25 protein-coding genes are annotated in these 22,481 nt (G+C 28.0%); 17 read left to right on the top strand and 8 right to left on the bottom strand.

What is annotated here, in order from left to right; genetic code table 11:
- Genes CAMP5121_RS06625 through CAMP5121_RS06670 form a run of 10 tightly spaced genes read left to right on the top strand, consistent with a single transcriptional unit; the run spans position 1 to position 7,574 of the window.
- A complete protein-coding gene (locus tag CAMP5121_RS06625) occupies positions 1-1,260 on the top strand; it encodes a DUF4910 domain-containing protein (RefSeq protein WP_337215166.1) in 1,260 nt (419 codons plus the stop codon).
- Positions 1,257-2,042, top strand: coding sequence for an AAC(3) family N-acetyltransferase (locus CAMP5121_RS06630; protein WP_337215148.1), 786 nt, complete (start codon positions 1,257-1,259; stop codon positions 2,040-2,042). Before CAMP5121_RS06625 ends, CAMP5121_RS06630 begins: the two co-directional genes overlap by 4 nt.
- A 15-nt stretch (positions 2,043-2,057) precedes the next feature.
- Positions 2,058-3,062 (top strand): hypothetical protein, encoded by a 1,005-nt coding sequence (locus CAMP5121_RS06635; protein ID WP_337215149.1) that lies wholly within the window; start codon positions 2,058-2,060, stop codon positions 3,060-3,062.
- Positions 3,046-3,282 carry an acyl carrier protein gene (locus tag CAMP5121_RS06640; RefSeq protein ID WP_337215150.1) on the top strand — a complete coding sequence of 79 codons (237 nt, stop codon included), beginning with the start codon at positions 3,046-3,048 and terminating at the stop codon, positions 3,280-3,282. The genes CAMP5121_RS06635 and CAMP5121_RS06640 overlap by 17 nt, the downstream gene beginning before the upstream one ends.
- The gene (locus CAMP5121_RS06645; RefSeq protein WP_220566911.1) at positions 3,272-3,508 is read left to right on the top strand and encodes an acyl carrier protein; all 237 of its coding nucleotides are present in this window, start codon (positions 3,272-3,274) and stop codon (positions 3,506-3,508) included. Before CAMP5121_RS06640 ends, CAMP5121_RS06645 begins: the two co-directional genes overlap by 11 nt.
- Positions 3,495-4,385 carry a class I SAM-dependent methyltransferase gene (locus tag CAMP5121_RS06650; protein WP_261530475.1) on the top strand — a complete coding sequence of 297 codons (891 nt, stop codon included), beginning with the start codon at positions 3,495-3,497 and terminating at the stop codon, positions 4,383-4,385. Before CAMP5121_RS06645 ends, CAMP5121_RS06650 begins: the two co-directional genes overlap by 14 nt.
- Positions 4,382-4,786, top strand: coding sequence for a VOC family protein (locus CAMP5121_RS06655; protein WP_220566909.1), 405 nt, complete (start codon positions 4,382-4,384; stop codon positions 4,784-4,786). Before CAMP5121_RS06650 ends, CAMP5121_RS06655 begins: the two co-directional genes overlap by 4 nt.
- On the top strand, positions 4,783-6,306 hold the full coding sequence (locus tag CAMP5121_RS06660; RefSeq protein ID WP_337215151.1) for an HAD-IIIC family phosphatase: 1,524 nt from the start codon (positions 4,783-4,785) through the stop codon (positions 6,304-6,306). Before CAMP5121_RS06655 ends, CAMP5121_RS06660 begins: the two co-directional genes overlap by 4 nt.
- A complete protein-coding gene (locus CAMP5121_RS06665) occupies positions 6,296-7,363 on the top strand; it encodes a beta-ketoacyl-ACP synthase III (RefSeq protein ID WP_337215152.1) in 1,068 nt (355 codons plus the stop codon). The genes CAMP5121_RS06660 and CAMP5121_RS06665 overlap by 11 nt, the downstream gene beginning before the upstream one ends.
- Positions 7,356-7,574 (top strand): acyl carrier protein, encoded by a 219-nt coding sequence (locus CAMP5121_RS06670; protein ID WP_173787023.1) that lies wholly within the window; start codon positions 7,356-7,358, stop codon positions 7,572-7,574. The genes CAMP5121_RS06665 and CAMP5121_RS06670 overlap by 8 nt, the downstream gene beginning before the upstream one ends.
- 12 nt (positions 7,575-7,586) lie before the next feature.
- On the opposite strand, the gene CAMP5121_RS06675 is transcribed toward CAMP5121_RS06670, so the two are convergent.
- Positions 7,587-8,789: a DUF2920 family protein gene (locus CAMP5121_RS06675; RefSeq protein ID WP_337215153.1), complete on the bottom strand. Its 1,203-nt coding sequence runs from the start codon at positions 8,787-8,789 to the stop codon at positions 7,587-7,589.
- A 61-nt stretch (positions 8,790-8,850) separates the two neighbouring features.
- Between CAMP5121_RS06675 and CAMP5121_RS06680 the strand changes: the two genes are divergently transcribed.
- Positions 8,851-10,347 (top strand): amino acid adenylation domain-containing protein, encoded by a 1,497-nt coding sequence (locus CAMP5121_RS06680; protein ID WP_337215154.1) that lies wholly within the window; start codon positions 8,851-8,853, stop codon positions 10,345-10,347.
- A gap of 124 nt (positions 10,348-10,471) precedes the next feature.
- On the top strand, positions 10,472-10,705 hold the full coding sequence (locus tag CAMP5121_RS06685; RefSeq protein WP_337215155.1) for an acyl carrier protein: 234 nt from the start codon (positions 10,472-10,474) through the stop codon (positions 10,703-10,705).
- Here CAMP5121_RS06685 and CAMP5121_RS06690 read toward each other — a convergent pair.
- The 3 genes from CAMP5121_RS06690 to CAMP5121_RS06700 are packed head-to-tail and all read right to left on the bottom strand — an operon-like array spanning position 10,698 to position 13,933.
- The gene (locus tag CAMP5121_RS06690) at positions 10,698-11,912 is read right to left on the bottom strand and encodes a DUF2920 family protein (RefSeq protein ID WP_337215156.1); all 1,215 of its coding nucleotides are present in this window, start codon (positions 11,910-11,912) and stop codon (positions 10,698-10,700) included. The genes CAMP5121_RS06685 and CAMP5121_RS06690 overlap by 8 nt on opposite strands.
- A gap of 8 nt (positions 11,913-11,920) precedes the next feature.
- Positions 11,921-12,670 (bottom strand): hypothetical protein, encoded by a 750-nt coding sequence (locus CAMP5121_RS06695; protein WP_337215157.1) that lies wholly within the window; start codon positions 12,668-12,670, stop codon positions 11,921-11,923.
- Between the two features lie 21 nt (positions 12,671-12,691).
- Positions 12,692-13,933 carry a DUF2920 family protein gene (locus CAMP5121_RS06700; protein ID WP_337215158.1) on the bottom strand — a complete coding sequence of 414 codons (1,242 nt, stop codon included), beginning with the start codon at positions 13,931-13,933 and terminating at the stop codon, positions 12,692-12,694.
- Positions 13,934-13,996: 63 nt separating this feature from the next.
- Here CAMP5121_RS06700 and pseF point away from each other — a divergent pair, with 63 nt between their 5' ends.
- From pseF to pseH, 4 genes are all read left to right on the top strand, one after another.
- Positions 13,997-14,701: a pseudaminic acid cytidylyltransferase gene (pseF, locus tag CAMP5121_RS06705; protein WP_337215159.1), complete on the top strand. Its 705-nt coding sequence runs from the start codon at positions 13,997-13,999 to the stop codon at positions 14,699-14,701.
- 108 nt (positions 14,702-14,809) lie between these two features.
- Positions 14,810-16,699 (top strand): motility associated factor glycosyltransferase family protein, encoded by a 1,890-nt coding sequence (locus CAMP5121_RS06710; protein WP_337215160.1) that lies wholly within the window; start codon positions 14,810-14,812, stop codon positions 16,697-16,699.
- On the top strand, positions 16,696-17,520 hold the full coding sequence (gene pseG, locus CAMP5121_RS06715) for a UDP-2,4-diacetamido-2,4,6-trideoxy-beta-L-altropyranose hydrolase (RefSeq protein WP_337215161.1): 825 nt from the start codon (positions 16,696-16,698) through the stop codon (positions 17,518-17,520). The genes CAMP5121_RS06710 and pseG overlap by 4 nt, the downstream gene beginning before the upstream one ends.
- Positions 17,517-17,981, top strand: coding sequence for a UDP-4-amino-4,6-dideoxy-N-acetyl-beta-L-altrosamine N-acetyltransferase (pseH, locus tag CAMP5121_RS06720; protein ID WP_263669024.1), 465 nt, complete (start codon positions 17,517-17,519; stop codon positions 17,979-17,981). The genes pseG and pseH overlap by 4 nt, the downstream gene beginning before the upstream one ends.
- Here the strand turns inward: pseH and CAMP5121_RS06725 are convergent.
- From CAMP5121_RS06725 to pseA, 3 genes are read right to left on the bottom strand one after another with little or no spacing between them, the layout of a single operon-like run.
- Complete coding sequence (locus CAMP5121_RS06725; RefSeq protein ID WP_337215162.1) at positions 17,949-18,686, bottom strand: HisA/HisF-related TIM barrel protein; 738 nt, start codon at positions 18,684-18,686, stop codon at positions 17,949-17,951. The two genes, pseH and CAMP5121_RS06725, sit on opposite strands and share 33 nt — an antisense overlap.
- A gap of 1 nt (position 18,687) precedes the next feature.
- Positions 18,688-19,299 carry an imidazole glycerol phosphate synthase subunit HisH gene (gene hisH / locus CAMP5121_RS06730; protein WP_337215163.1) on the bottom strand — a complete coding sequence of 204 codons (612 nt, stop codon included), beginning with the start codon at positions 19,297-19,299 and terminating at the stop codon, positions 18,688-18,690.
- On the bottom strand, positions 19,296-20,432 hold the full coding sequence (gene pseA, locus CAMP5121_RS06735) for a pseudaminic acid biosynthesis protein PseA (protein ID WP_337215164.1): 1,137 nt from the start codon (positions 20,430-20,432) through the stop codon (positions 19,296-19,298). Before pseA ends, hisH begins: the two co-directional genes overlap by 4 nt.
- A gap of 111 nt (positions 20,433-20,543) precedes the next feature.
- On the opposite strand from pseA, the gene CAMP5121_RS06740 reads away from it, so the two are divergent.
- Positions 20,544-21,323 (top strand): sulfite exporter TauE/SafE family protein, encoded by a 780-nt coding sequence (locus CAMP5121_RS06740; RefSeq protein ID WP_337215165.1) that lies wholly within the window; start codon positions 20,544-20,546, stop codon positions 21,321-21,323.
- Here the strand turns inward: CAMP5121_RS06740 and flhB are convergent.
- Positions 21,315-22,391: a flagellar biosynthesis protein FlhB gene (gene flhB, locus CAMP5121_RS06745; protein WP_039628948.1), complete on the bottom strand. Its 1,077-nt coding sequence runs from the start codon at positions 22,389-22,391 to the stop codon at positions 21,315-21,317. The genes CAMP5121_RS06740 and flhB overlap by 9 nt on opposite strands.
- Between the last annotated feature and the right edge of the window lie 90 nt (positions 22,392-22,481).

Consider the following 22,481-nt stretch of genomic DNA (forward strand, 5'->3'; position numbering starts at 1 on the left):
ATGTATGAGTTAGCTTGTGAGCTTTTTCCTATATGTAGAAGTATTACAGGGGCTGGCTTTAGACAAAGCTTAAAAATACTTGATGAGGCTATGGGGGGGGGTATATTAAAAATTCACTCTATAGCAAGCGGAAGTAAAGTATTTGACTGGGAGATACCTGCCGAATGGGAGATAAACGATGCTTATATCATCACTCCAGATGGAGAAAAAATTTGTGATTTTAAACAAAATAATTTACATGTATTATACTATAGCGAAGGTATAGATGATGAAATCTCACTAGATGAGCTACAAGAGCATTTATACTCTATAGAAAATTATCCAGATGCCATACCTTATGTAACAAGTTATTATAAAAGGCGTTGGGGTTTTTGTATAAAACATGAAGATAGAGTTAAACTAAAAGAAGGAAAATATAAAGTTTTCATCGATGCAAAACACCATGAAAATGGGGTTTTAAACTATGCTGATTTACTCATACCTAGCACGCAAAAAACAAAAGATGAAATTTTAATTTCCACTTACCTTTGTCATCCATCTATGGCAAATAATGAGTTAAGTGGCCCTGTGGTAGCTACATTTTTAGCTAAATGGCTTTTGGGGCTGAAAGAGAGAAAATATAATTATCGTTTTGTTTTTGCTCCTGAAACTATAGGGAGTATAGTTTATCTTAGCAAACATTTAAAGCATTTACAAAAGCATACCAAAGCAGGTTTTGTACTCTCTTGCATAGGTGATGATAATGCTTATTCACTCATTCACACTCCAAGTGAAAATACCCTAGCAGATAAAGTAGCTTTGCACACTTTAAAAGTTAAAAATAATTTTAAAGAATTTAGTTTTTTATATAGAGGTGGCAACGAAAGACAGTTTTGTTCTCCTTTGGTAAATTTACCCGTAGTTTGCATATGTAGGACTAGATTTGGTGATTATAAAGAATACCACACTAGCAAAGATGATTTAAATTTCATCAGTGAAAAAGGATTGCAAGGTGGCTTAAAAGCCATGCAAGAAATCATTATGAATTTAGAAGTGAATGAAATTTATCAAATCACAACTTTTTGTGAACCAAATTTAGGCAAAAGAGGATTATATCATACTTTAAATCAAGGAATTACCAAAAAACCAATCTCAGCTGATTTTCTAGCCTTTTGTGATGGCAAAAATGATGTTTTAGATATAACCTCAAAGCTAAATATACAAGCTTATGAATTAAAAGATTTAATAGAAAAATTAAAATTTCACGGATTAATAAAATGAAATATTTCTTAAAACACAATGATAAAAAATACTCTAATGTTGACTTAATAGAAGCTTTTAAAAAACTTGGCATTACAAAAGGTGATATTTTATGTGTGCATACTGAACTTTTTAATTTTGGCACACCCTTGCTTCCTAGAAATGAATTTTTACAAACTATATTAGATTGTTTTTTTGAAGTTATAGGCAAAGAAGGTACTTTAATCATGCCTACATTTACCTATAGTTTTTGCAAAAATAGAATTTACAACAAATTAAACTCAAGAAGTGAAGTTGGAATTTTGACAGAATATTTCAGAAAATATAATGGTACAAAAAGAACAAATGATCCTATATTTTCTTTTGCTATAAAAGGAGCCAAAGAAAAATTATTTTTAAAAGACACTACAAGTTGTTTTGGAAAAAACAGTGTATATGATATTTTAACAAAAGAAAATGGAAATATAATTTTATTTGGAATGTATAATAGTGGATATACTTTTGTCCATTATATAGAAGAGTTTTGTAAAGTTCCTTATAGATATTATAAAAATTTTAGTGGAATTTTAATAGATGAAAAAAATACCAAACAAAATATAAATATTGATTACTATGTTAGGGACTTAAAAGAAGATGTAGTTTTATCTGCAAAAAAACAAATTTTAATTTTAAAAGAGGATAATAATTTTCATATAATCAATTTTGCAGGATCTTGTATTGTAAGTACAAACAGTATAAAATATTTTCAAAGTACCTTAAAGTACTTAAAAAGAGATCCTTATTTTTTATCAGATAAAAATTAGGGAGTAAAATCATTTATGAAAAAAATTAAAATACAACAGCACAATATAAAAAATATAGAATTAGTTTTGCCGCAATTTAATTTAAACTACAATCAAGAATTTCCAGAAATACATGACAAAAAGATTAAGAGAATAAAAGAACATCTAGGATTTAGCAAACATTTTATTTGTGACCAAGAAACATATGCTAGTGATTTAGCAATTGATGCTTTAAAAAATATATTTAAAAATTTTGATTCAAAAAAACTTGATGCTTTGATTGTGATCTCACCATCACCAGATTTTTTAGCTCCATCAATGAGCTTTTTAATACATCAAAAATTAAATTTACATAACGATCTGATAATGATAGATAAATTTGGATTTTGCACCTCAATAACCCAAGGTATTTTTGAAGCATTTACAATATTAAACAATGAAAATATAAATAATGTTGCCATTGTTTATACATCTGTTATAAACAAGAAAATTAATGATACAAATTTTTTTATGTATTCTAGTGATAGCGCATGTGCTATATTGATAGAAAAAGCAAATGTATACCATAAATGCACATACGCTGAACAAAATTTTTCCGATTGCACACTAAAAGAAACATTGCCAATGACATGCTATAAAGAAGGGATAAATGAATTAAAAATAAACAATGATATATTTTTTAATTTTACACAAGAAAAACTACCCATTTTTTTTGATTTATTTTTGGATGATGGAAATACTCCCGATTTTTATCTTTTACACTCACCTAACAAATTTACTTATTTTCAATTAATCTCAAAATTAAATATAGAAAAAAATAAAATACCAAGTGTTTTTGCATTTGAAAAATTTGGATTTTTAAACGCTAACTCAATTATGTTTGATTTATTTTTAAACCAACATCTACTTGGAAGAAAATTATTATTAATGACACAAGGAGCTAGTATTAGTTTAAATGCAATAACCCTAGAAATACATAAAAATACGAAAATAAATTTAAATTTTTTAAATCAAGGAAATAATAATGCTAAAAGAAATTGAATTTTTTTTTACAAACATAGAAAAACCCGAAATAAACAAAGAAATGAAAAATCTTGTTACAGACAATATCATAGACAGCTTAGATATAATGATGCTAGTAAATGAAATAGAAAAATACTACAATATACCTTTAAAGTCAGAATTTATATTAATAGAAAATTTTGAAAGTTACGAAGCTATTGAGAGAATGATAAAAAAGGCGATTGACCATGGAAAATAAATTTTATGAAATTTTAGAAAATATACTAGAAGTAAAAGTTGATGAAAATTCAAATTTAAGCATGCAAAATTGCAAAAATTGGACTTCTTTAAATCATATTGATATAATCATGAGCTTAGAAGAAGAATTTGAAATCAAATTTAGCAAAGATGAATTAAGTCAGCTAAAATCACAAAATGAACTTTTGCAAGCTATCAAATCAAAGGTAAAAAATGAAAAATATTAAAAACTTATTTGAGTTAATAGCTATAAAAAATCCAATTCACGCAAAATATTTAAATAAAATCAGTCTAACAAATGAAGATGAAATAGAATTTGAAAATCTCATTTCATATTATCTTCAAAACAATATTTCTTTACAAGAGCAGTGCGAATGCTATTTAACTATACTTAATGACACTTTAGAAGAAACAAAATATTTCATAGAAAATAACTCATATAGATATAAAAGTTTTGAAGAAGTAAAAGATAAAGTCTATTTTAATGAAACTTATATGAAAAAATACATGATAGGGCTTGCGCTTTCATCTTATATTTGGATTGCTCATATAAAAGTTAGAAAGTATTTTGAAAATTATCTTCAATCAAAAAGCAAACATGATAATTATTTTGAAATAGGCCCAGGACATGGAGAATTTTTTACTAAAGCTGTTAAAAGTTTGAAATTTGATTATTATTTAGGTTTAGATTTATCCCCTACTAGTTGCGAATTGACAAAAAATATGGTGGAAAATCAAGTTAAAAATTTAATTAATAATTGTGAATTTTTATGTAAAGATTTTTTTCAATTTCAATTTCACAAAAAGGCTGATTTAATAGTAATTGGAGAAGTTTTAGAACATGTTGAACAGCCTTTAGAATTTTTAAAAAGAGCAAAAGACTTATTAAGCGATGAAGGTGAAATTTTTGCAACCATACCTATCAACGCACCTGCAATTGATCATATATACTTATTTACACATCCAAATGAAATTTTTGAAATGGCAAAAAAAGCAGATTTAAAAATAAAACAATATGAATGTTTTATGGCAAATGACTATTCTTTAGAAAAAGCTTTAAAATTTAAAAATGCTATAACTATGGCTGTGGTATTTGAAAAATGAATTTAAATTTACCAATCCACCATATAGGTGTAGCATGTAAATCTTTAGAAAAAGAAAGAAAAATATTTGAAAAGCTAGGTTTTATTAAAGAAGCTGAATTTATAGACGAACAACAAGGGGTAAAGGGAGAATTTATCATTCCAAAAAATAACTTATTCCCCCAATATCGCTTTGAACTTTTGTCAAATTTAAATGAAAAAGGCGTTTTAGATAGCTATTTGAAAAATAAAACTAAAATGTATCATATAGCTTATGAAAGCAAAAATATAGAGCAAGATTTATCTTTGCTTTTAAATGATGGTTTGTTGGTTGTTGACATAATGAAAGCAAGTTATTTTGCAAAACTTTGCTTTGTGATGATGAGTAATAATTTATTAATAGAATTAGTAGAGCTAAAATGAATCTTTTTTCACCAAATTTAAAAAGAAATGATCTTATAAAACTTAGCAAGGAAAATCATTATAAAAAAATTGCTATTAATGTTTTTAGAAATCACTCTTTTGAAGTGATTTCAAGCATACTAAATGCATTTTTAGCCTTTAGTAAATTAAAGGCTGAATTTAACATAAGCTCTTATGATGATAGTTTAAGTTATGATAATTTTCAAAAAGCAGATTTAAATATTATATTTATAGATTTAAACAATTATAAAAAAAATGTAGATGATTTTATCAAAGAAAAAATACAAGAGCTATCAAGCATTAGCAACGCTCCTATCATCACACTTTTACTTGGCGATACAAGCTTAAAAGAATATAGTATTTGCAAAATACTAAAGCCCTTTTTAGATGAAAATCTCATCATAGATGATAGTAATTTTGAAATAAATGCAAGCAGACTTAGTAATAAAGCTTGTGTAAAATTAGCCCAAATTCTAGGACTAAAAATCCTACCTAGCTTTTTACAACCGACTTTAAAAGCAATTATCATAGATCTTGATAATACCTTATACCAAGGAATTTTAGGTGAAGATGGCATTGAAAATCTTGCTTTATCTAGCAATCATAAAGCCTTGCAAAGTGAGCTTTTAAATTTAAAAAATCAAGGTTTTTTACTTGCCATTGCTTCAAAAAACGAAGAAGAAGATGTGAAAAAACTTTTTACACAAAGAAAAGACTTTTTATTACAACTTGATGATTTTAGTATAATCAGGGCTAATTGGAAAAGTAAAGACGAAAATATTAAAGAAATTATAAATTTTTTTAATATAGCTTTTGATAGCGTGCTGTTTATTGATGATAATATAGCCGAAATTGAAAATGTATCACACCTTCATATTAACACCTTACTAGCTGATGAAAATAGTGCTTATAGTTTAAAGCTCTATCCTAGACTTTTAAAAACAAGCTTTAGCAAGGAAGATGAGTTAAGAAGTGCTGATATTAAAGCAAATTTACAAAGACAAGAGCTTAGCAAGCTTAACCCTAAAGAGTATTTTGAAAAATTACAAATTTGTTTGAAATTTCATATCAACCACGCAGATGAACTTGAAAGAATTTCGCAACTACTTAATAAAACTAATCAATTTATATCAAACTACTCAAGATTAAGCTTAAAAGAGTGCAAAGAATTTATGCAAAAACATGCTATTTTGACTATAAGTATGAGTGATAAATTAAGCGATAGTGGTATTATAGCAATTTTTGTAGCTTATGAAGATGAAACAAATTTAATCATAAAAGATCTTTGCATAAGTTGTAGAGCCTTAGGAAGAAGGCTTGAAAAAATTATGCTATATAAGGCTATAGAGTTATTACACCTGTATTTTAATACAAAAGAATGTATTTTATACTTTCAAAAAGGCGAAAGAAATATGCCATTTTTGGAATTTTTATATAGTTTAAATGCAAATATAAAAGAAAATTTTGCTCTAATCCAAAAAGAAATGATAAATTACGAAGGACTTATAATTGAAAGCTAGTTTTAATAAAGCCAAAATAGCGGGCATAAGCATTTGTGTGCCTAATAAATGCATAAATATAGATGATTGCTTAGAAGATGTTTTTCAAAATGATGTCAAAATGCTAAAAAGAATGAAAAAAATTTCAGGCATACAAAAAAGATTTATCGCTGATGAAAATATTAGCACAACAGATTTAGCCTATGAAGCAAGTATAAATTTATTTAAAATACTTGATTTTGATAAAAATGAGCTTGATATGGTGATTTTTGTTACTCAAACACCTGATTTTTTTATGCCATCATGTGCAAACTATCTTCACAAACGATTAAATTTAAAGCCTCAAACTATAGCTTTTGATGTAAATCAAGCGTGTTCGGGGTATTTATATGGCTTATTTATAGCTTTTTCTTTTTTAGAAAATCAAAATGCAAAAAATATTTTATTAATTTGTGGTGATACTTTAAGCAAAACCATAAACCCTTTGAATGCAAATTTAGCTCCAATCTTTGGTGATGGAGTAAGCGCAACACTCATAAGTTGTGCAAATGAAAAATCGTTTTTTAAGCTTTATTCTAATGGAGAAGGTTTTGATAAACTCATCATACCCAATAGAGCTTTTGCTAAACTTGATGAGAGTAAAAGCTCCAATAAAGAAATATTTCAAACCAATAAACATAGGGGCTTAGATAATCTTTACATGGATGGGGCTGAAATTTTTAACCAAGCGCTTAATCTTGAAAGTCAAAGTATAAAAGCAATGCTTGATTTCTGTGAAAAAAATAAAGATGAAGTGGATTATTTTTTATTGCATCAATCCAATCAATTTTTAGTTGATTCTATTATAAATGACTTGGGTATTGATAGCTCTAAAGCACCAAATTTTTTGATGTCAAAATATGCTAATTTGAGTGCTTGCTCTTTACCTGCTTTACTTTGTGAAATACAAAAAAATGATTTTAATGCCATTTTAAGTGCTTTTGGCGCTGGATATGCCTGGGGAAGTGCTTATATAAATTTTGATAAAAACTTTAAAACTGATACAATTTCAATTTATAAAGGAGAAAAAAATGACTAAAGAAGAATTACTAGAAGCTATTAGCGAAGCTATGCATATGGATGAAACACTGAAAGAAAATATGATTTTAGATGATATTGATGAATGGGATAGCTTAGCTTTTGTATCTATCATGGTATTATTTAAAAACTCACTTGGTAAGCAAATTAACGGTGATGATCTTAAAAAATGTGAAAAAGTAAGTGATCTTTTAGCTTTAGCTGGTGTTTAAGGTAAAAAAACCTTAAACAATCTCTAAAACAAATTTATCATTTTCATCTTTAAAAGTAAAAACCTTGTTTTTACATGGATAGCAAATTTCATCTTGTTTGGTTTTAAAATTTTTATCTCGAAATTTCTCAAGTATTTTAGGCAATTCTTTTTTAAACAATGCTTTTATAGTAATACCTCCACCATGATTAGAGTGCTTAATAAATCTACCGTCGATATCTATATCTTTAATTAATTTAAAATCTACATTGTAACCTAATAGTTGATATATTTGCATCAGCTGAATTTTATCTTTTACAGGACTCATCAAATCAATAGAGCTATGATAGCTTACGTATTCTATAGTATTATTTTTTTGAGCTTGTATGTTCAAGTGGATTGGATTAAGCAAAGCTCTAATCATATAATTTTCATTTTTAAAGCAAAAAGGCGAATTAGGGTTGGTATTCCAATATGTTTTTAAATAACAACCAATTGAAATATTTTTCTGTTTGATGTTAAATTCCACTTGATTTAATTCTCTACCTATAATATATCTTAATAAAAGCAAAGCTTCCCCAGAATTGTCTAAAACAGCATTCACATGCCAAGGAGCTATTTTGGAAATCAATAACGACAGATAACCTCCATAAGAACATCCTCCGTATATTTTAGGCAAGTATTGAAATTGTGGATATTTTTTGTAAATATCCTTTAAAACATTAATATGATCAATTGCTGCCATTATGCCATAATTTTGATACTCATTATGTGGTGGTATTAAAGTTGAAGTAATACTAACTTGAAAATCGCTATTGATTTTAGACTCATCTTTAAATTTTTGAATATGTTGATCTAAAATATTTATATAATATCCCGCAGAATCAATATGCAAATCCTTATTGTTTATTTGCATATCCAACATAACTCTTTTTAAGCTTAATAAATCTTCTTCCAAAACCATTAATTTTGCACTATATTGTTTCTCATCGCTCAATCTTGTTCCAAAACACCAATATACAACATTAATAACAATTACATCAAATTTTTGAGCAATATATTGCCTATCAAACTCCATCATAGATATACTTGATCCATATGCACCTATCATAAAAACAATAGCTTTCATTCGCTTACTATCATCATAAGTGATTCTATATTCTAATTTACTTTCCCTTTTTATATTTAATTCTACATCATCACAAGAGTCTATAAAATAAGTTTGATTTATGAGCATAATTTTCCTTCATAGATTATAATTTATGCTATTATAATCAAAATTTTTTTTAAGGAAGCTCATGACAACCCACATCAATGATTTTTTACAAGAAAGTGTTGCTAAATTTAGAAGTAAAAATGCTTTTGTTGAGTTTAATGGCAGAAACATAAGCTATAAAGAATTTGATAATTTAAGTAAAAAAATAGCAAGTGAAATTCTTTCTAAACTTCCTACTAAAAGCACACAAGAACCTGTATTAATCATACTTCCTAAAGGGATTGATTGTTTGCTTTCTTTTTTTGGTGTAGCAAAAAGTGGAAATTTTTATACACTTTTAGATGAAAAAAGCCCTAAAGAGCGTGTAGAAAAAGTCATAAAAGTTTTAAAACCAAAGCTTTTAATCACTTCTAAAAAATTAAATTTAGATTTTAATCTTGATACCATTTTCACAGAAGATTTTAAAAGTTTTGATATAAATGAAAATGCTTTAGAAAAAGCTTTAAATAATCACATAGATACTAATTTACTTTATGTTTTTTTTACAAGCGGAAGTACAGGAACTCCAAAAGGAGTAAGTATAAGTCATAAAAGTGCAATTGATTATACTTTTTGGGTATGTGAAACTTTTAAGCTAAGCCATGAAGATATACTTGCTAATCAAGCGCCATTTTACTTTGATAATAGCATATTAGATATATTTAGTTGCGTTAAAATGGGAGCTACGCTTCATATACTACCAAATCATCTTTTTGCTTTTCCAAATAAAATTTTAGAGTATCTAGAACAAGAAAAAATAACAACAATTTTTTGGGTACCTTCTGTGCTGATTTATTTTGCTAACACCAATGCTCTTGAAGCCTTTACACTAAGGCATTTAAACAAAATTCTTTTTTGTGGCGAAATCATGCCAAATAAACAACTCAACATTTGGCGTAAATACCTTCCTAGTGCTTTATTTGCTAATCTTTATGGACCTACTGAAATTACCGATGTATGCTCTTTTTACATAGTTAATAGACAATTTAGTGATGACGAGCTTTTACCTATAGGAAAAGCTTGTAAAAATACTCAGCTTTTAGTCTTTGATGAGAATTTAAATTTAATTACTCCAAGTCAAATAGGAATTAAAGGTGAGCTTTATGTAAGAGGAACTTGTCTTTCTCTAGGGTATTACAACGATAAAGAAAAAACAAAACAAGCTTTTGTACAAAATCCTTTGCATGATAATTATCTAGACTTACTTTATAAAACAGGTGATGTGGTAGCTTATAATGAATTTGGCGAACTTTTATGTTATGGAAGGATAGATCATCAAATCAAATATATGGGTCATCGTATAGAACTTGGAGAGATAGAAAGTATTATAAATTCTCATGAGAATGTAAGAAATTGTGCTTGTATTTTTAAAGAAGAAATTATTTGTTTTTATGAAAGCAAGGAAGAGTTAGATTTTAAAAACTTTTTAAAAGATAAACTCCCTGCTTACATGATACCTAAGAAATTTGTTAAAATAGAACAATTTGCTTTAAATGCAAATGGGAAGATTGATAGGAAAGTTTTGAATGGGTTTTTATAATAAATAAAATGAAGTTTTACAAACACCAACAAATATAAAGTCAACAAAACAATGCTCATATTCTATTTGCAAAATTAAATATGGTATAATTTTTAAAAATTTTAGTATTTAAAAGGAAGATTTGATGAGTATTACACTTGAAAATATACAAAATATGTTTAATGCAATCAACAGAAGTGATATCAATGAAAGCAGTCGCAATTTAGTGGATGATGACGTTATTGATAGCATGGATATGATGAGATTGATCTTAGAAATAGAAAAATTTATTGGAAAAAGTTTAGATGCTAAATATATAACTCCAGATAATTTTGAAGATTTTTCTACAATAAAAAATATGCTTGAGAAAGTTATATAATCTCAAGCACAAATTTATCGCCCTTATCTTTAAAAGTAAAAACTTTATCCTTGCAAGGATAGCTTATGCTATCTTCTCTCAGAATGAAATTTTTGTTTTTAAATTTTTCTAGTATCTTTGGAAGTTCTTTATTAAATAATGATTTGTCTTTTATTCCGCATCCATGTTCTAAATTTTTAGCAAATTTACCATCAATATCAGTTTCTTTTATCAAGTTGAAATCTACTTGATAATTTAAAATTTTTAGCAATTCCATAAAATAACTTTTATTCTCACAAGAAGTTAACAAATCCTTAGAGCTATGATAACTCGTATAAAATATATTTTTGTTTTTTTGAGCTTGTAAAATCAAATGTTCTTTATTTAATAAAGTTCTAATAAGAAAATGCTCATCTTTAAAACAATAAGGAGATGACTTATCAGAATTCCAGTATGTTTTTATAAAACAACCTATAATAAAACTCTTATAATTATAATATATATCATGAAAATTTAAATCTTTTCCCATGATGCAACCCAAAATTAGTGTTGCCTCACCAGAATTATCTACCACTCCATCAACATACCAAGGGGCTATTTTAGCAATCAATAAAGAAAGGTAACCTCCATAAGAACATCCACCATAAATTTTAGGTAATTTACCAAAGATAGGAAATTTTTTACACATATCCTTTAAGGCATTTATATGATCAATGGCTGCCATAATACCGTAATTTTGATATTCATCATTTGAAGGTGACAGAGTTGAGTTTATACAAAATTTAAAATCGTTGGACAATATATTTTTTGATTTATAAAAATCAATCAAAGACTCCAAAGAAGCAATTTGATTTTGTATATTTTCTTTATTAATATCTTCAGAAAACACAAAGCCTTGTTTGTTTAACTGTGCTTTAAAATACCCAACATCTCTATCATCATATGAAAAAGAGGCGCTGTAATTTTTATCTTTACTATTAATTCTACACCCAAAACAATGATACAAAACATTAACAGCTACAACATTAAATTTCTTGGCGATAAACTGTCTATTAAAGTCCATTACTTGCAGGTCAACATTTATTCCATATCCCCCTATGATAAAGACGATAGCTTTCATCTCTTTGTCATTATCATAAGTTATTCTATATTCTAATTTACTTTCTCTTTTTATATTTAATTCTACATCATCACAAGAGTCTATGAAATAAGTTTCATTTTTGAGCATAATTCTCTCTAATCATTAAAATAATTTGTAAATTGATCTTGATACCGCAACTCTAGATTATCATATATATCTTGAATTTTATCAATAAATTTGTCATTTCTATATGCTTGCATAGTCATAGAATTGATCTCTTGAAAAGCAAAAAAATCAAATTTTTCCTCATGCGTTAATTCTTCAAGATAAACCACTTTTCCATAATGATCATAAGTATATTGTTTAAGAGTTTCTTCTACTACCTCAAGTACCTTAAATACAAATATCATTATAGGTTCTTTTCTTAATACCTGTGTGCTTTGCTCAAACTCTCTTAAAAACTCATCATTTTTTCTATGGGTTATGGTGCAATAGTGCTTTTTGGCATCTTTATAAAATATATCAAATAAAGCACAAGGTTTAACCCCTAAAAAATTTCCCTCATAATCAACCTGAGGATAATAAGGATAAAGCTTGCATATCAAAGGTCTAAGACCATGAGGATCACAAAGTCCATTTAAATCACATTTTGCAAAATAAGCATTGATTTTTTTTCCATTTTTTAAAGTAAAGGTGTTAACTTTTCCATTTTCTAAATATGTGTTACCAGCTTGTTTTAGTGAAAGATATTCAACTTCAAGCATAGGCAATATCACTGCACTAGATTTATTAAATTTAAAATATTGTGCATGAATATTATGACAACATCCACCATTACATGTTTTATAACATTGTGGTGCAAAAATAAATTCTTTATCTTGCAGTGAGTTAAAAAAATTTTTCATTTATTTCCTTTCTTGTATATTCTAGCTTAATTTTTGTACATCAAGTAATATTTGCTCATTTTCCTCTTTAAAAGTATATATTAAATCATCACACCTGTATGAGATTTCTTTTTTACAAGTTTTGTCTTTTAAAGGTTCTTGTAAAATTTGTGGCAAATGTTTTTTAATAAGTAGTTTTATAGGTATACCCATACCATGAGTTAAATTTTTAATAAATTTACCATCAACTTGTTGATTATCTGTTATTTTTGTAAATTCAACATCAACTCCAAGTTCTTTTAAAATACTAACATATTCTTCTTTTTCTTCCAAAGGAACATATTCATCAAATTTAGAATGATAAGCGATATATTTTGGATTTGGGTATTTTGCTTGTATATTTAAATGATCTTTATTTAGTGTTTCTCTAATGAGTTTTCTAGCAAGTGAAAAATAATAAGGCGATTGTTTATTTGTAGTCCATAGTGTTTTTTCAGAAGCGCAAAGTCTAATATTGTTAAAATAGTGAAAAGTTCCAAAGCAAAAATACTCAGTATAATCAACTTCCTTGCCAAAGCCTATATATCTCCAAGCATCTCCATCAAGCGTCACATGAGAAGAATTATCAATGATTGCATCTATAACCCATGGAGCTATTTTTGCAGACAATACGCCCATATAAGCACCATGTGAAACTCCTGCCACAATGGTTTTTAAATTACTGTTTTTAAAAATTTTTGTTTTTACATAAAGCAAAGTATTTATCATATCAATCGTTTGCATAATACCATAATTTTGATATTCATTGTTCGTAAGCTGCAAACTCACACTCAAGTCCAAATAATACTCTCTGCTAAAATCCCAGTTATCTTTCTTTTTTTGAATTTCTTTATTAAGATAATTCATAGCAGGATAAAATTCCTCAAAAGTGTTAAGTTTTGATATATTATAGGGAATTTTTATATTGATAGCTTTCAAACTTGCATCAAAAATAAGTTTATCAATATCATCTAAATACCACTTAGCACCAGTTTGCGGACGGTTACCTATACCATGATAATTTACACTCAAAACCGCCACATTATATTTTGACGCAAAATATTCCATATTAAACTTTAAAACAGGATCTCTTATATCAGCCCCAAGTCCTTGAACAATACACATTATAGCTTCAATTTCTTTTGTATCATCATATATAAGTTGAAATTCTAGTTTACTTTCTCTTTTTATATTTAATTCTACATCATCACAAGAATCTATAAAATAAGTTTCATCTTTGAGCATATTAAGCCTTTTAAAATTAAAGTTAAATTATACTTGCTTTTTTATAAAATTTAAAGATGATTTATGAAAAATATTTGTATTATCCCAGCGCGTGGTGGTTCTAAGCGTATTCCTAGAAAAAATATTATCGATTTTTTAGGAAAACCTTTGATTGCTTATAGCATAGAAAGTGCTTTAAATTCATGTATTTTTGATGATGTGATTATCTCAAGTGATGACGATGAGATTATCGAAGTGGCTTTAAAATATGGAGCCAAAGCTCCTTTTGTGCGCAAAAAAGAACTAAGTGATGATTATGCAAGCTCAACCGCTGTAATCCAAGATGCCATCATCACTCTAGAAAAGCAAGGTAAATTTTATGAAAATGTGTGTTGTTTATACGCTACTGCACCACTTATAGATGAGTTTATTTTGCAAAAAGCTTTTGAGCAATTCAGTCAAGATGAGTGCAAATTTTTATTTTCAGCTTGTGAATTTGAATACCCTATACAAAGAGGTTTTTACCTTGATGAACAAAATAAAGTTTGTATGTTTGATGAATCAAACTATAACAAACGCTCACAAGATCTTACCAAAGCTTATCATGATGGCGGAGCATTTTACTTTGGCAAAAAAGAAGCATGGCTAGAAGAAGATTTTATGTTTAAACCTCATTCTAAAGCCTTTTTACTTCCGAGAAATAAAATTTGCGATATTGATACTTTCGAAGACTTAGAATTTGCCAAAATGCTTTATCAATTACAACACATAAATATTAAAATTAAGTAATTTTTACGTTTCTCAATTTTTCTATTACTACATAGATAAAATATAAGTTTTTTATTCTTAAAATTAAAGTATAATAAAAATAATTTCTACACAATAAAAGGAAATGCTATGCTACAAAAAAATATCAAAAGCATAAAAACAAAATTAGGTCAAACATTGTCAGCCATTAAAAAAACAAAATACAAAATTATCCAAGGTAATGATAGTTTAGATATAAATTTTCTAAACACCAAGGACAATACTTTTATTTATAAAAATCCTTTAGAAGAATTGAATACTATGCTTAATATATACAATGAAAAATACCGCTTACATCCTGTATTATATTTTTACGGATTTGGAAACGGAATTTTATACAAAGCCCTTTTGCAAAATCCTCATCATCAAATCATTATTGTTTTTGAAAAAGATTTAGAGATTATCCATAGTGCTTTTAGTATTATAGATTTTAGCAAGGAACTCCAAGAAGCTAAACTTGTAATTGCAAATACAAACTGCTTAAAGATTATTGATTATGAATCAATGTGCAAACAACAACCTATGCTAAATTTTGCAAGAACATACTTTTTGGAACTACATTCTGATTATTACGAAAGATATCATAATGACATATTAAAAGTCAACAACAACATGCTAGAATACTTAAAAAAAGCCACATTGAAATATGGAAATCTACCTCTTGATGCTCTTCAAGGTATTGAACAGTTTACACATAACCTCCCTAAAATATTAACTCATCCAGATTATAAAGAGCTTCTACAAAAAAGAAAAAATTTAAGTGATACTGCTATAATTGTCGCCACTGGTCCTAGCCTTTCTAAACAACTTCCATTATTAAAACAATATGCTAGTAAAGCTACCATTTTTTGCGCAGATAGCTCATATCCTATTTTAGCCAAGCACAATATCAAACCAGATTACGTTTTATCTTTAGAAAGAGTAGCTTTAACTAGTGAATTTTTCAATAATGATTTTGGAAAATTTGACGAAGATATAGTTTTTGTTCTTAAATCATACACTCACCCTAATACAATAAAGTATCTAGATAAGAACAATAGAAATTATTTATTAGTTTTTCCTACAGGAGCTTATTTTATTCATTTTATGCAACTACATTCATATGGCTATCTTGCAACAGGATGGAGTGTTGCTAATATGGCCGCAAATTTAGCATTCGATCTTGGCCATAAAAATATTATTCTGATTGGACAAGATTTAGCATACAACAACAATGGAAATTCACATTCAGATGGGCATCTTTATCCTATAAAAGATGAAGCTTATAGACAAGATTATGGAAAATATGAATGCGAAGCTTATGGTGGTAAAGGCAAAGTTCAAAGTTCTTTTGCTTGGACTCTATTTCGTCAAAATTTTGAAAGTGATATTGTTCGCTTTAAGCAATATGATGTCATCACTTATAATTGTACCGAGGGTGGGGCTAGAATCAAAGGAACCACAGAAAAAACATTTAAATATATATGTGAAAAATTGTTAAAAAAAGAACTAAAAAAGCCTTTTGAAAAACTGTGTGCTCCAGATTTTGATAAACAAAACAAATTAATGATTGAAGCATACTCTAAGATTAACAAAAGCATATCACATTGTCATACTCTAAACGATACTATGCAAACTTATCTATCTAATTTAAAGTGGACCTATCAAAATATTCATGCCAAGGAAAATATTGAATATGCAATCAAAAAAATCGATGAAATCAAACTATACATAGAAAATCTAACAAATATGGAAGAACTTCATGAAACATTATCTCCACTACTTGCTCAATTTGAATTTAATCTTGCTAAAATTTATGTTTTAAACCCTATCAATGAAGATGATGTATATAATAAATCACTTTTATGGATAAAAGAACATATTGACTGGCTTGAGTTAATTATCGCTCATATCAAAGCTCACGAACAAGCCTTGAATAGAGGTATAATTCCTTTACAAGAAACCATTATACAAAGAGGATATGAACATAAAATCAAATGAGAGTTCTTTTTAGAAGCGATAGTTCTAGCGCTATAGGACACGGACATATCAAAAGAGATCTTTTGTTAGCTAAACAATACCAAGATGTATCTTTTGCTTGTTTACCACTAAAAGGCTCTTTAATAGATGAAATTCCTTATCCTGTGTATGAGTTAACAAGTGCTAGCATATATAAACTCATCAATCTCATCAAAAAGGAAAAATTTGATCTTTTAATCATTGATCATTATGAAATCACTGCAGATGATGAAAAACTCATTAAATTAGAAACAGGAATTAAAATTCTTAGCTTTGATGATGAGATAAAAGAACATTTTTGCGATATTTTACTTAATGTCAATGCTTATGCTAAAGAAAGTGATTATGAAAATTTAGTGCCAAAGTATTGTGAATTAAGATGTGGCTTTTCCTATGCTCTAATACGCGATGAGTTTTACCAAGAAAGCAAGATAAAAAGAGAGAAAATTTATGATTATTTTATCTGTATAGGGGGAAGTGATCCAAAAAACATTTCCTTTGATATAGCAAATAAACTAAATAAAAATAAAACTATCATCATAGCTACCACAAAAGCAAATTCTCATCTAAATTTGCTTCAAAAATTAAGCCAAAAAAACCCTAATATACAAATTCTAATAGACCAACATAACCTTGCTAGATTGATGAATGAAAGTAAAAAACTCATCATTAGCGCAAGCTCATTAGTCAACGAAGCTTTGATTTTAAAAGCAAATTTTAAAGCCATAGCTTATGCTAAAAATCAAGAAAAAATTGCAACTTGGCTTGCTAAAAAAGGCTATGAAGTGGAGAGTTTTATATGATAGTTTTAAAAGATTTTATCCACTTAAACCAAGAAGAAATCAAGCTCGTTTTAAAATGGCGAAATAATGAAAGTATTGCTAAATTTATGAAAACACAAAATATCACTTTAAAAGAACACTTAAGCTTTTTATCTAGCCTAAAAACAGATACAACTAAAAAATACTTTTTAGTTTATGATAGCAAACAAGCTATAGGTGTGATTGATTTTATCAATATAACTAACAATTCATGCGAATTTGGACTCTATGGTATAAAAAAAGGTATAGGCGAGCTTTTAATGCAAGAAGTTAAAAACTATGCTTTCAATGTTTTAAAAGTTCAAACTTTAAACGCTTGTGTTTTCAAAGAAAACACAAAAGCTTTAAGTTTATATTTAAAATGTGGGTTTGAAGTTATTAAAGAAGATAATAATTTTTATTTTGTAAATTTAAACAATCCTCACAGGGATATTATTTTTTAAAAGCTCATTTTTAACATCATTTGGAGTATATTGACTAAAATGAAATATAAAAGCACCTGCTAATGCATTCGCACCAAGTTGTATAGCTTTTATCCCATCTTGAGGCTTAGAAAGCCCTCCATTAATAATGAGTGGAATTTTTAATTTACCTTTGAAATACTCTAGTAATTCCCAATCATACCCTAAAGAACTTCCTTCTTTATCAACACTTGTTAAAAGTATCTCCCCTGCTCCCAAAGATTCGTATTTTAATGCAAGTTCTAACGGATCAATATCTAAAATTTCATTATTAAAAACTTTAAATTTATTTTTATCTTTTTTTACATCAATTGAACATACTACACAAGAACTTCCAAAAGTATTTGCTACTTTTTTAATAAAATCTGGATCTTGTAAAGCCATAGAATTAATACTAATTTTATCAGCACCTATATCTAGCAATTTTCTAATATCTTCTAAAGTTCTAATCCCACCTCCAATAGTTAAAGGCATAAAACACTCATTAGCTATATCTTCTAAGCTTTCAAAATCTATAACACCGTTTTTATTAATATCCAAAACTATAAGCTCATCAACATTTCTAGCATTATATATCCTAGCTGTGCTTACCACATGTCCTATAGTTCTAAAAGAAGAAAAATTGATACTTTTTACAAGCTGATGATCTTTTAATAACACACAAGGTATGATTCTTGTTTTAAGCATATTAGACCTTTAAATTTGCAAAATTTTCCAAAAGTTTCAAACCTACATTTTGGCTTTTTTCAGGGTGAAATTGCACAGCAAAAATATTATCTTTTTCAAAACTTGCACAAAAAGGTCTTTCATACTCACAAAAAGAAGTCTCCATTCTCTCTAAACACTCTACATAATAAGAATGCACAAAATAAAAATCACTTTTTTCTAAAATTCCATCAAAAAGCTTGCTTTTTTTATCACTAAACTGTAAATCATCCCAGCCACTGTGCAATAATTTTTCTTTACTTAAATCAAATTTCAAAACCCTTGCTTTTATAAAATCAAGCCCTTCGCACTCTCCGCCCTCATATCCCTTACTGGCAAAAAGTTGCATACCAAGACAAATTCCCAAAATAGGTTTTTTATCTTTTAAAACACATTCTTTTAAAAGCTCATCTAGTGTAAGTTTTTTTAAATTGTCTATACCTTGCTTAAAAGATCCAACACCTGGTAAAACTAATTTAGAAGCATTTTTTATATCTTCTTTTTTAGAACTTATAATCACTTCTTGATTAAGTTTTTCAAAAGCTTTCAAAACAGATTTAAAATTTCCAAGATGATAATCAACAATACAAATCATTTCAAAATAAACTCATCTTTTTTTATCAATGATCCATCGCTATCTCTTAAGAATTTACCATTTTCATCGCGTTTAAATATCTTTTTATTAGTAAAAGAATCTACAATTTTTTCAAATTCTTTTTCACTAAAACCACTAAATTCTAAATATTTCTTAATAGCCTTTTTAGGTGGCTTTCCATCATATTTATTTACAAGTCTCACACCCTCTTCACGGCTAATATAGCCAAGTCTTATATCCAAACATGCATTATCCGTAGCTCTTCCAAAACCATATTTGCAGTATTTTAAATAATCATGCACATGATTTGAATAACAATCTAAATTTTCAAAATTCTCATAAGTAGTTTCAACTGGTTTTGTACTAGTTTTAAAGCCATTTTCTTTAGATATTTTTAAATTATACTTATAATCCCATTTAAAATAATATCCCAAAAATAACCCTGTAACTCCTACTCTTTGAAGCTCTTCATCACTTGGATAAGTGTAAAAATATAAATCCTTTTCTCTAATACCATCAACTCCAATCATATCAGAAATTCTATTACCCAAAAGCCCACCAAATTCTTCAAGCCACTCTCTATCTAAAGTGTTTTTTTCTTTAGAACTAGCTGGCCCACCATATTCAATCTGCGGACTTTCCCCCCAAATAATCAAAGGAATTTCAAAAGCAACAGCTACTTTTGGAACACATGTAAAAATCCCCAAATGGTTTTGCCATTCATTATCGCCCGTTCTTACAAAAGCTTCACGGGATAATTTTTTATACACTAAAGGGTTTCTTTTGATATGGATCAAATCAACACCAAGATTATTTAAATTTTTTAAATTCTTTTTACCTATTTTAGTAGGGATACTTGGTTCAAAACAAACACACAAAGGATTAAGCCCAAGCTCAAGACATTTTAAAACTTGAAAAGTAGAATCCTTACCGCCACTTACTCCTATGACACAATCATACACGGGATGTTTTTTATATTTTTTCACAAGTTCTAGAAATTCTTTTTCACGCTCTTGCCAATTTATCTCATGATTTTTCGCTTCTTGCGAGCAACACGCATCACAAATTCCCTCATCATTAAAATGCAAATCAGGCTTAGTATCTGGCATAACGCATTTTTTGCAAAATTTCATATTAACTCCAAAAAAATATTTATAATCATCATAAATCGACTATGATTATATTTTCTAAAGCTAAATAAATTTTATTTTGTTACAATTTTTTTATTTAAAGGTTTATAGATTATGGATTTAACTTTACTTCCCTATATGATTATAGGGATTTTTTCGGGTATAGCTTCAGGAGTTTTTGGTATAGGTGGTGGTATGATCATCGTTCCTTTTATGCTTACTTTAGGACTTAGCTCTCACCATGCTGTTGCAATTTCTGTTGTACAAATGATTTTTGCTTCTATTTTTGGCTCCTATTTAAACTATAAAAAGAAAAATTTAATCTTAAAAGATGGTCTTATCATAGGCTTTGGAGGCTTTTTAGGTGCGATGTTTAGTGGGCTTTTGCTCTCATATTTTTCAGATATAACCTTAACAAGTATTTTTCTATGCGTGAGTATTGTATTTTTTTTAAAATTTGCTTTTAATCAAAAAAGTACCATTGGAAATATCAACCACTCTAATATCTTAAAAAATTCCATTTTGCTAATTTGTGGCGTATTTACAGGAATTTTTGCTATATCTTTAGGGATTGGCGGTGGGCTTTTAATCACCCCTATTTTGGCTTATTTTTTAGGCTATGATACTAAAAAAGTAGTACCACTTAGTTTGTTTTTTGTGATTTTTGCTTCCATTTCAGGAATTAGTTCTTTTGTATATAATGACATCATTGATAAAGAAGTCTTGCAAAATGGAAGCTTAGTAGGACTTAGTTCTATGCTAGGGGTTTATCTTGGTATTAAAATCATGGAAAAAATCAACCTCAAATCTCACCGTATAGCGCTTTTGGGCATTTACACTCTTTCTATAACTATGACTATTATAAGCTTGATTAAAAAGCTAAATTTATTTTAATCTATCAGCAAATTTTTGTCTATTAGAAGTATAGACAAAGCTTAAAACTTCCGCCACTGCTTTAAAAAGCTCTGGTGGGATAAGATCATTTACCTCACATGCTTTATAAAGTTCTCTTGCTAAAGGAGGATTTTCATAAATCATCACATTATATTCATATGCCATATCTTTTATACGCAAAGCTAAAAAGTCCACTCCTTTAGCTAAAACTTTTGGCGCAGCTTCTTTAGAACTATCATAACGCAAAGCAACCGCATAGTGAGTGGGGTTAGTAATCACCACATCAGCACTAGCGACATCTTGTACCATTCTGCGTCTTGCTGCTTCCATTTGCAAACGACGAATTCTTCCTTTTACCAAAGGATCTCCTTCGCTTTGTTTGTATTCATCTTTGATTTCTTGTTTGCTCATGCGTAAATTTTTAAAGTACTGATACCTTACCAAAAGCACATCTAAAAGCCCAATAATCAAAAAAGCTATAATCACAATAGCCGCAAGTATAATAGCCTTATCCCTAAGCCATAAAAGTTGTGGATAAATCGTATAAAGCTCCACTCTAGGAAGTTCTTTCATAAATTGTAATAAAAAAATAAAAGCTATTCCAAAAACCACTCCAACTTTAAGAGTAATTTTTAAAGCTTCAATGATTTTTTTCAAAGAAAAAAGATTTTTAAGACCATTAATAGGGTTAATTTTGTTAAAATTTGGAGTAATAGGCTTGGTGGTAAAAATAAAACCAAATTGCATTAAATTCCCAAGCACGCCTGCAACCATAATCGTTAAAGTAATAGGTAAAACCATAATAAACATTTCTATCATGGTTTTTATAATAATTTTTTGCAAGATTTTTAAATCAAGTTCTATACCTATAAAGCTTTGATAAAACCTATACAAACCGCTAATTCTCTCACCTATAAAAGGCAACATAAACAACACCACAACCACAGCTATAACAAGCACAGCCACAGCAGATGCATCTTGGCTTTTTGGAACATTGCCCTCTTTACGAGCATCTTCTATTTTCTTGGACGTGGGTTCTTCTGTTTTTTCTTGATCATCAGCAGCCATAAAAAACCTTTAAATTTTTAAAGCAAAATTATAGCATTTAATCCAAGTATCAACAAATTTGACTACTTGGATTTAGCTTATCCCAGCCAC

It is taken from the genome of Campylobacter sp. 2352 PW (assembly GCF_024723575.1).
In the GTDB taxonomy this organism is placed as follows: Bacteria; Campylobacterota; Campylobacteria; order Campylobacterales; family Campylobacteraceae; genus Campylobacter_D.